Here is a 9,038-nt window from a genome sequence, read left to right as displayed (position 1 = left end):
CAAGCCTTGGCCAGGGCGTCCTGCGCCAGATCGTCGGCATAGGTAGCGTCGCTGCACAGCGAGCGCGCGAAGGCGCGCATGTGAGGGATCAGGGCGATCAAGTCGGACTTGAAGGTGTTGGCCGCGTCTTGGGTCATGTCGGTCATTTTTGGTCCCTCCGCCGAAGGTAAACGCCCGTCGATGCCGATGGCTCCGCTTGTTCCCCAGATTCTTTTCACGACCCCGTATAGTCCGTTTGCACCATGCCCCGCCCTGACCCCGATGTTACCGCCTGGCGGCGGCCATCCACGGCCCGCGGGGAGTCTCATCGCATGCGCGCCACGCCCATCCTGGCCACCATCGCCGCCCTGACCCTGGGCCTCGCGGCCCCGGCCGCCGCCGAGACCTTCCCGATCAAGCTGGTCGGCCAGAACTCGCAACTCTTCAAGGGTCACGCCAACGTCGGCATCGCGACCTATCACATCAACTACGTCACCTCGCAGCAGGCCACGGCCGTGGCCACCATCGGCGCCCGCACACGGCTGGCCATGGTCCTCGCCGGGGTGGACGAGGCGACCATGCGCCGCCTGGCCGACGAGGCCCACGCCGACCTGCGCGCCCAATTTACCGCCGCCGGAATCGCCGTCCTATCAGACGCCGACATGGCCGCCATGGTCACCGAGGTCGGGCTCGAGCGCGTCCCCGGCAATGTCGAGAAGGGCGGCGGCGGCCCCGGCATCACCATCGGCAAGAGCCTGCGCCGCGGCTACGTCACCTACGGCGCCAAGGCCGCCCCGGCCCTGATGGCCTACCGCACCATGGCCTCGCCGCTGGGCATGGGCGCCTTCGCCGCGGCCGGTAACGCAGCCTATGGCTCGAAGCTCGCCATGGCCGCCTGGAACAAGGACGCCACCCTGGTCATGCCCTCGCTCACCATCGACTTCGCCGAGATGAGCGCCAGCACCGGCTCCGACTTCCTGGGCCGCGCCAAGGCCAGCGCCAGCGGCAATAGCGCCTTCATTATCCGCATGACGTCGTCCATCGCCAGCCTGAACCCCATGAACAAGGGCTTCGGCGCGGCGCCCGGCGCTCTGCGCCCGGACAGGGACATCATCTCCAAGACGCCCTTTGCCCGGGTCGAGGAGGGCGGCGCGCCCGTCCGCGTCGGCTCGATGACCGCCATCGCCGACGAGAACTACCAGATGGTCGCCCGCGCCCGCGGCGACGCCGTGGTGGTCGACAAGCCGGTCTGGGAGGGTCTCGTCCGAGACGCCTATCGCAGCTACAACGCCGCTCTCGTCGCCGCCGTGGTCAAGGCCAGGTCGTAGAGACCCGCGCCGCGGCGTGGTAACCCTCCGCGGGACCCCCACGCGGAGACGGCGCGATGATCCACCGCAAGCAGTTCCAAGGCCTGCGACTGGCGGGCCTGGTCGTGCTGGCCGCCGCCCATCCCCTCGCCGCCTCGGCCTTCCCCAGCCCCGACCGGCCCATCGCCGAGATCGTCAGCCCCACATGGTCGTCGGGCCCCGACCGCGACAAGGCCGACGAGAACGGCCAGATCGTCCGCGCCCTGGGCATCCGGCCCGGCATGGCGGTGGCCGACATCGGCGCGGGGTCGGGCTACCACACGCTGCGGCTCTCGGCGGTGCTGGGCCCGCGCGGCGTCGTCTACGCCCAGGACATCAAGGCCGACTACCTGGCCGACCTCAGCGCGGAGGTGGCACGGCGCAAGCTCGCCAATGTCAGGATCGTGGTCGGCGCGCCCGACGATCCGGGCCTGGCGGCCCGCTCGGTCGACCGCGCCATCCTGGTCCATATGTACCATGAGATCGTCCAGCCCTATGCCCTGATGTGGCGCCTAGCGGGGTCGCTGAAGCCCGGCGCGCGGGTCGGGATCGTCGATCTAGACCGCCCCACCCATCGCCATGGCACGCCCCCGGCCCTGCTGAAATGCGAGGTCGAGGCCGTCGGCTATCGCCAGGTCGCGCGCCGCCAACTCGCCGGCGGCGTCGGCTACTTCGCCATCTTCGAGCCGCCGAAACAGCGCCCCAGGCCGGACCAGATCAAAGGCTGCGCGGGCCGCTAGCCGCTCTCGCCCCTGCTCGCCTTCCAGGAGAACAGTATGGTTAACGACAATTATCTTAGGTAGGTCTGCTGCAAGCCCTGGTTGGTGTGATTCCATCGGGCGTTCATCAATACAGCGCTAGGGGCATTCATGAAACTCGGCCTAAGTCTCGCCGCCACCGCGGCTCTGCTCGTCGCCTCGGCCGGCGCCGCTCACGCGGAAACCGTCGTCACCGACACGAGCCTCGGCGTCCTCCCGGGCGCGGTCACCAGCACTGGTCCCAACGGAACCACCAGCACCAAGGCTGGCGCTCGCGTTTCCGAAGCCCCTGCGGCCGGCGACTGGCAGCAGGCCAATGTCGGCGGCGGCGCCACCGTGGGCATCACCAAGACCTACGGCGACGGCCCCAACGGCGGCGCGGGCAACGGCTCGGCCTACTTCGCCTCGGTCGACGGCACGTCCAAGGCCGACATGCAGTACTACCTCGCCGCGCCCGTCGCGCTCAGCGCCTTCGCCGGCGGTTCGTACGACTGGTACCGTGACGTCGCCTCCAGCAACGACCCGCTGCAGACCGCGTCCTATCGTCTGCTGTTGACCAACGGCGCGGTGTTCACCAACCTGATCTATGAGCCGGTCTACCAGACCAATCCGCAGGTCCTGGCCGTTCCCGAGGGCCTCTGGCAGACCCAGACCATCACCACGAGCTCCAACTTCTGGTCCAGCAACGCCAACCTGGCCCTGCCCGGCGGTCTTGGCTGCCACTCGTGCGCTCAGGGCGCCTCGTTCTCGTCGTGGGCCGCGGCCAACAGCGGGTTCAGCATCTACGGCTTCTCCACCGGCGTGGGCTCCGGCTGGAACGGTCCGTTCCAGGGCGCCGTCGACAACTTCTCCTTCACGCTGAACGGCCAGACGGAGAGCTTCAACTTCGAGGTCTCCGCCGTGCCGGAACCGGCGACCTGGGCGATGATGATCATCGGCTTCGGCGCCGTGGGCACCATGGTCCGCAGCCGCCGCCGCATGGCTATTGCCGCCTAGCCGCCAGACCGATCGACCGTGATGGGGCCCGACCGCCGAGACATGCGGTCGGGCCTTTCACATGTCTGAGGACCGCTAGCCCTCGATCTTCTTCCGCACCCGCACCGAGCCGCCGCCCACCAGGGCCTGGGCCTGGAACTTGCCCGTCGCCCGGATCAGGTCCGACAGTTTCGCGAAGCCGTAAGTCCGCTGGTCGAAGTCCGGATAGGCGTTGCGCAGCCGGTTGGCGATGGCGCTGACCGTGGCCCAGCCCTCGTCGTCGTCGATGTCGGCCATCACCGTCTCGATCAGCGGCACGGCCTCGGCGGCCTTGCGCTTGGTCGGGGCGGGCGTCGCGGCCTTGACCCCGTTGGCGCTTGGCTCGGCCAGCGGCGCGATCAGGTTCTCCGTATAGATGAACCGCGTGCAGGCCTGGCGGAAACTCTCGGGCGTCTTCAGCTCGCCAAAGCCATACACCGCCACGCCTTCCTCGCGGATGCGCGAGGCCAGACGGGTGAAGTCGCTGTCCGACGACACCAGGCAAAACCCGTCGAAGCGGGCAGCGTTCAGCAGGTCCATGGCGTCGATCACCAGGGCGATGTCGCCGGCGTTCTTGCCCTTGGTGTTGGCGAAGTTCTGCTGCGGCTGGATGGCGAACCGCGCCAGGACCTTGGTCCACTGGTTCATCTGGGCGCTGGAGAAGTCGCCATAGATCCGCCGGGCGCTGGCCTCGCCGATGGTGGCGATCTCGGTGAACAGCGCCTCGGCGATGCGCGCCGAGGCGTTCTCCGCGTCGATCAGCACCGCCAGCCGCGGCGCGCGGGTCTCGTTCGGCATGGGGTCTTCCTGGTCGCCGGACCCGATCGGCCCGACGCCAGGATACAGGATTCCCTTGGCCTTAGCTCGCAGACGCGGCCGCCGCCGCGCGGCCGGCCCGGATCATCTGGATCTGGCCGCGCTCCTCCATCTCCAGCGCCGCCTCGAAGCTCAACCCCTCCAGGGTGGCGTCGAAGGTCCGCTTGGAGATCCGCAGGGCGTCTGGGGCGGCCTTCAGCATGGCCTGGGCGATACGCTCCCCCTCGGCGGCCAGGCCCTCGTCGGCGACGACCTTGGAGACCAGCCCCGTGCGCCAGGCCTCCTCCGCCCCCATCGGTTCCCCGGTCAGCAGCATCTCGCGGGCCCGCGACACCCCGATGGTCCGCTGCAGCCGCCAGCTCACCGCCAGCTCCGACCCCGACAGCCCGATCTTGATGAAGGCTGGATGGAACGCTGCGCTCGCCCCGGCCACGATCACATCGGCCGCCAGGGCCAGGGCCAGCCCGCCCCCGGCCGCGGCCCCCTGCACCAGGGCCACGATCGGCTGGGGACAGGCGCGCATGGCCTTCAGGGTGTCGCGCAGCATCCAGTCGCCATTGGGCCCATCGCGCAGGGCGTCCGGCTGGCCGCCGGCCTTCAGGTCCGCCCCGGAGCAGAACGCCCGCCCGGCCCCGGCCAGCACGACCACGCGCGCGTCCTTGTCGCGCCGCAGCCCCTCGAAGTGCGCCAGCAGCGCCTCCGACAGCGGCTGGTTGATGGCGTTCAGCCGCTCGGGGCGGTTCAGCGTCACCCGCTCGACGCCGTCCTTGCGCTCGACGGTCAGGATCTCGGTCACGGGCGTCTCCTCCAGGTCTGATTTGCGCTCATCAAACCCGATACGCCCGCCCTGCGCCACGCCCCACGGCAAGAAGCGACCTAACCCCGCTCGCCTACGCGCCGCGGGCGGGGCCGCCGTCTCACGCCGCGGCGAGACCCAGGGCGCGACGCCGACGCAGGCTGCCGCCCACCAGACCAAAGCCAGCGATCAGCAAGGCCCAGGTCGCGGGCTCCGGCACGGCGCTCCCAAACGTGAAGTCGTCGAAGGCGAATCCCTGCGGGTCTGTCGTGCTGAAGGTCACCGAGCGGATCTGCAGCGATCCGAAATTCAGGACCTTGCGCGTGAAGGGCGCGAAGCCGCCGAAGGTGATCGTTTGCGAGGAGCCGTCGGCGAGGATCGCCAGCGCGTTGATCGTCGCGGCGGTGGTGTTGGCGCCGTCCACCGTAAAGCCGAGACCCGACACGGCCGAGGCGAAGCTGACGGTCAGGTCGCTTTCGCAACCAAATGTCCCGGCCGTGCGCGAGCAAAGGACGTTGGTCACGCCGTCGTCCGTGAACGACGGGCCGATGAAAAGCTCGACGGGCGAGGCGAAGGTCACGTCGCCGATGGTGAGCGTCGTGCCGGCGGAACCGCCGGGCTGGTCTTCAAAGTCGATGATCGTCGCCGCCGAGGCGGGCGCGACGCCGAACATGAGGAAGAGGGCTGCGCACAAAGCCGATTTCATACCTGGTACTCCTGTTGCTCGGACCGCCTCGGTGATGTCACCGCGACCCCAGCGCTCTGAACCGTCAACGCCGCGCTGGTGGTCGCTGATCCTCACTCCGCCGCCCCGAGGCAACGCCGCGGGGATGAGCGACACGACTTCGTGGGCGAACGACACTTCGCGTTGCTCCGCGGTTACAGAAGCCCTAGCCAATCGCCATGCGCCGCCTTCTCGGACTCTTCCTGCTGTTGACCGTGTGGTGGTCGGCGGTCGCCGCCGTCTACGCCGAGGCGCTCCTGCCCATGGCGCGCCGGGCGCAGCCCGAACTCGACCTCGGCGCGGTCCTGATCGCCAACTGGGCGGGCTGGCTCGTCTGGGCGCCGGTCTCGCTGTTCTGCATCCTGGCGGTCAGCCGCCACCCGATGGAACGGGGCCGGATCGGGCCGGGGCTGCTGACGGCCTGCGGTTGCTTGATCGTCGCCATCGTCGCGCGCGCGGTGTCCGTCGCGGTGAGCAATGACATCGTTCCCCTGTGGTACGAGACCACGCCGGACTTCTGGGTCGTCCTGCGCGACAGCGCGCGCAACAACTTCCTCCTGGCCGGACTGGTGGTGGGCGCCGCCCACGCCGTCCACTACGCCCGGGCCCATGCGCAAAGCCGTGAGCGGATCGCGCAGCTCGAAAGCGGCCTCGCCCAGGCGCGCCTCGACACCCTGTCGGCCCAGCTCAATCCCCACTTCCTCTTCAACGCCCTGAATACAATCGCCGAAACGGTGCATCACGACCCCGAGGTCGCCGACGCCATGATCGTCAGCCTGTCCTCGCTGCTCCGCCAAAGCCTGGACCGAAGCGGCGAGCACCTCATCCCGCTGGGCGATGAGCTCCAGCTCCTCGACCACTACCTGACCCTGCAGCGCCTGCGGCTCGGCGCCCGGATGAGCACGCAGATCACCGTCGCCGACGGGTGCGGCGATCTCCTGACGCCCCGCCTCCTGCTGCAGCCCCTGGCCGAGAACGCGATTGTCCACGGCATAGGCCGACGCATCGCGGGCGGCCGGATGAACCTCGAGATCGACAACGCCGAAGGCCAACTCCGCATTCTCATGACCAGCGACGGTCCCCTCACCGGGTCGCCCGACAAGGCCGCCGGCATCGGGCTCGAGAACGTCCGCCAACGGCTCGCGACCTTGTTCGGCGAGCAGGGCCGCCTGCGGATCGAGAGCGTCGAGGGGGATCGCACCCAGGTCCGGGTCACCCATCCCTCGATCCGCGCGACGCCCGCCCGCGAGACGCCTGCGTGACCCCCCTGCGGATCGTCATCGCCGACGATGAACCCGTGGCGCGCCAGCGTCTTCGGCGGCTGTTGCAGCGGCGCGGCGACTGCCGCCTGGTCGGCGAGTTCGCGAACGGCGAGGCGATGGCCGCGGGTCTGCCGGCCCTGTCCCCCGACGTGGTCCTGCTGGACATCGACATGCCGGGCGCCGATGGCTTCACCGCCTTCGCCAGGCTCGCCGAACCCCGCCCCCTGGTCGTCTTCGTGACGGCCTTCTCGGAACACGCGTCGCGGGCCTTCGACATCGACGCCGTCGACTATCTCCTGAAGCCCGTCTCGGGTCCGCGGTTGGACAAGACCCTGGGCCGAATCCTTCGGCGGATGGCGCCGCCTCCGGCGTCCAAGGCGCCGGCTGATCCCGCCCGACCCGCGGTGCGCTTCATGGCCCAGGGCCGGACCTACCTTCTGGACCCGACCACGATCTTCAGCATTCAGGCGGTCGGAAACTACGTGGAGATCACCACCGACACCCAGGGGATCAACCTGCGCTCGACCCTGGCCGACGCCTACCGACGTCTGGACCCCCAGGCCTTCGTTCAGGTCCACAGGTCCTGGATCGTCGCGGCCGGCGCGGTGGCCCAGGTCACGTCGCTGCCGGGATCCCGCTACGAGATCCTGCTCGCCGATGGCCGACGCGTACCGGGCGGGCGGGCTTTCGCCAAGACCATCACGGCGCTGGTGCGGCGGGGATCTGCTCGCCCCTGATGCGACGGCGGCCAAACGCGCCACGCCGCACGGCGAGACGGCGCCTAGCGCCGCTCGATGGTGAACGGGGCCGGCGGCGCCTCGTCGGCCTCGCCGAAATTGCGCACCGTGACGTTCAGGATCGTCCGCGGCCCGCCGCCCTCGCCCTCCCCGTCTCCCTCGCCCGGCGCCGGTCCCAAGGCCCGCCGCGTCCCGTACTTCTTCGGCGCCAGCTGGGCGATGTGCCAGCGCAGGGTGCGGATGCGCAGGGTGTCGGACCGCACCGTGGCCTCGGTGGTCTCCAACGCGATGTCGCGGGCCAGGTCGAACATCATGTCGGCGGCGATGTCCTTGGCCGCCAGGTACATCTGCCGGAACTCGTCATTGCGCCGCGCCCAGTTGTAGATGCTGACCGTGCAGGGCATGGCCGCGTCATCGGCGATGGCCAGCACGCTCTCGCCGGCCGCGATCCGCGAACAGATCGCCTCCCCCAGCTCCGGCGTATAGATCGAGACGCTGCCCCCGCGCTTCCCGGCCCGCGTCAGCATCCGCCGCCAGATGCGCGGCTGATCGGCTTCCCGGTCGGCCGCGACCTGACGCGCCCGCGCCGTCGCCTTGGCCGCCTCATACTCCGCCGCGAACTCCGGCTCCCGCAGCGCCCAATCCCGAAACGTCCGCCGCGACGGCATCCCCGCCTCCCGCGACAGCGCGTGCTGGCTCTCCCCCGCCGCGATCCGCGCACAGATCACCCGCCCCAACTCCGCCGAATACCGCACAGGCGCCCGAGCCCCGGTGCGACCCGGCGGCGGAAATCGCGATGGCATGCAGGCTCCGCGGAGGTTGGGTGAGGCTGGGAGACTAGCGCGGAAGGGTGGCTTCGTCAAGAACAAAACGGGAACAACATCCCAGCCATGGCCCCTTGACGCCCACTGCCACGACCCACCCGCCCCAACTCGTCATCCCGGTTTGCGAAGCAAGACCGGGACCCATACACACCGAGTTTGTCGTGACGGCGCGAAGGCGCCCCTGATCACCCGATGCGAAGAGACAGCCGATGGTCCCCGCCGGAAACATGCTGAAGCCGATCACGCGTCGACCAGACTAGTTGGCGGTGCCTCATGTGTTGGAAGCAAGACCGGTGAGCGGTTGCCTTTCGGAGCCCTTCGCGCAAACAGCCCCCTTACTAGCGGACCATCGGCTTCTGGGGTGCTCGACGCTTCGACTCTCACTAGACACCCAATTCGGCTCCAATGGACTCAAGCAGCTGAATTTGCTCGGCCGCGCTGGCACCCCACGCCACCCTCGCTTCAGTCTCATTGGCAAAGGACCAACTCAAAACTTCTTGGAGAAGTACGGCCTTAGCAGCGCGCCTTTCACGTCTATCCTCAATACTCAGCACTCGGTCTACTTCAATTTGGAAACAATCAGGATAGTATTTCTCAAACTGAGATTCCGCGAATGTATCTGCCCGGGGCGCCGCGAGGTAGCTAAATTTGTCTTGAAGTTTCGCAACGATCTTTCGGCCAGGCGTATCGCCGTCAGCTCTAACCCACAGGCGTTCTCGTTAAACAGGGCACATGTTAATGAAAGTGATAAGCCGTTGGAACTCAGACACACTTGGTTCTAT

8 protein-coding genes and 2 pseudogenes are annotated in these 9,038 nt (G+C 68.7%); 5 read left to right on the top strand and 5 right to left on the bottom strand.

What is annotated here, in order from left to right; genetic code table 11:
- Positions 1-137, bottom strand: a pseudogene (locus RMO04_RS01415) (RNA polymerase subunit sigma-70); the annotation flags it as partial.
- A gap of 174 nt (positions 138-311) precedes the next feature.
- Here RMO04_RS01415 and RMO04_RS01410 point away from each other — a divergent pair.
- From RMO04_RS01410 to RMO04_RS21140, 3 genes and pseudogenes are all read left to right on the top strand, one after another.
- Positions 312-1,307 (top strand): hypothetical protein, encoded by a 996-nt coding sequence (locus tag RMO04_RS01410; protein ID WP_309643012.1) that lies wholly within the window; start codon positions 312-314, stop codon positions 1,305-1,307.
- 56 nt (positions 1,308-1,363) lie between these two features.
- Positions 1,364-2,065, top strand: a complete 702-nt coding sequence (locus RMO04_RS01405; protein WP_309643011.1) for a methyltransferase domain-containing protein — start codon at positions 1,364-1,366, stop codon at positions 2,063-2,065.
- A 912-nt stretch (positions 2,066-2,977) separates the two neighbouring features.
- Positions 2,978-3,079: pseudogene (locus tag RMO04_RS21140) on the top strand (PEPxxWA-CTERM sorting domain-containing protein); the annotation flags it as partial.
- 75 nt (positions 3,080-3,154) lie between these two features.
- Here RMO04_RS21140 and RMO04_RS01395 read toward each other — a convergent pair.
- From RMO04_RS01395 to RMO04_RS01385, 3 genes are all read right to left on the bottom strand, one after another.
- The gene (locus RMO04_RS01395; RefSeq protein WP_309643009.1) at positions 3,155-3,895 is read right to left on the bottom strand and encodes an NYN domain-containing protein; all 741 of its coding nucleotides are present in this window, start codon (positions 3,893-3,895) and stop codon (positions 3,155-3,157) included.
- Between the two features lie 61 nt (positions 3,896-3,956).
- Positions 3,957-4,709 (bottom strand): enoyl-CoA hydratase-related protein, encoded by a 753-nt coding sequence (locus RMO04_RS01390; protein WP_309643008.1) that lies wholly within the window; start codon positions 4,707-4,709, stop codon positions 3,957-3,959.
- Positions 4,710-4,830: 121 nt separating this feature from the next.
- Entirely contained in the window at positions 4,831-5,415 is a 585-nt protein-coding gene (locus RMO04_RS01385) for a PEPxxWA-CTERM sorting domain-containing protein (RefSeq protein ID WP_309643007.1), read from the bottom strand.
- A 197-nt stretch (positions 5,416-5,612) separates the two neighbouring features.
- Here RMO04_RS01385 and RMO04_RS01380 point away from each other — a divergent pair, with 197 nt between their 5' ends.
- Both RMO04_RS01380 and RMO04_RS01375 read left to right on the top strand, forming a co-directional pair.
- Positions 5,613-6,695, top strand: coding sequence for a histidine kinase (locus RMO04_RS01380; protein ID WP_309643006.1), 1,083 nt, complete (start codon positions 5,613-5,615; stop codon positions 6,693-6,695).
- Positions 6,692-7,432, top strand: coding sequence for a LytTR family DNA-binding domain-containing protein (locus RMO04_RS01375; protein WP_309643005.1), 741 nt, complete (start codon positions 6,692-6,694; stop codon positions 7,430-7,432). Before RMO04_RS01380 ends, RMO04_RS01375 begins: the two co-directional genes overlap by 4 nt.
- A gap of 44 nt (positions 7,433-7,476) precedes the next feature.
- Here the strand turns inward: RMO04_RS01375 and RMO04_RS01370 are convergent, their stop codons facing one another.
- Positions 7,477-8,235: a hypothetical protein gene (locus RMO04_RS01370; RefSeq protein ID WP_309643004.1), complete on the bottom strand. Its 759-nt coding sequence runs from the start codon at positions 8,233-8,235 to the stop codon at positions 7,477-7,479.
- Between the last annotated feature and the right edge of the window lie 803 nt (positions 8,236-9,038).

The sequence above is a fragment of the Phenylobacterium sp. genome, assembly GCF_031412415.1.
Lineage (GTDB): Bacteria > Pseudomonadota > Alphaproteobacteria > Caulobacterales > Caulobacteraceae > Phenylobacterium.
Note: the sequence above shows the minus strand (reverse complement) of the source record. Positions and strands in the feature narration are given on the sequence as shown.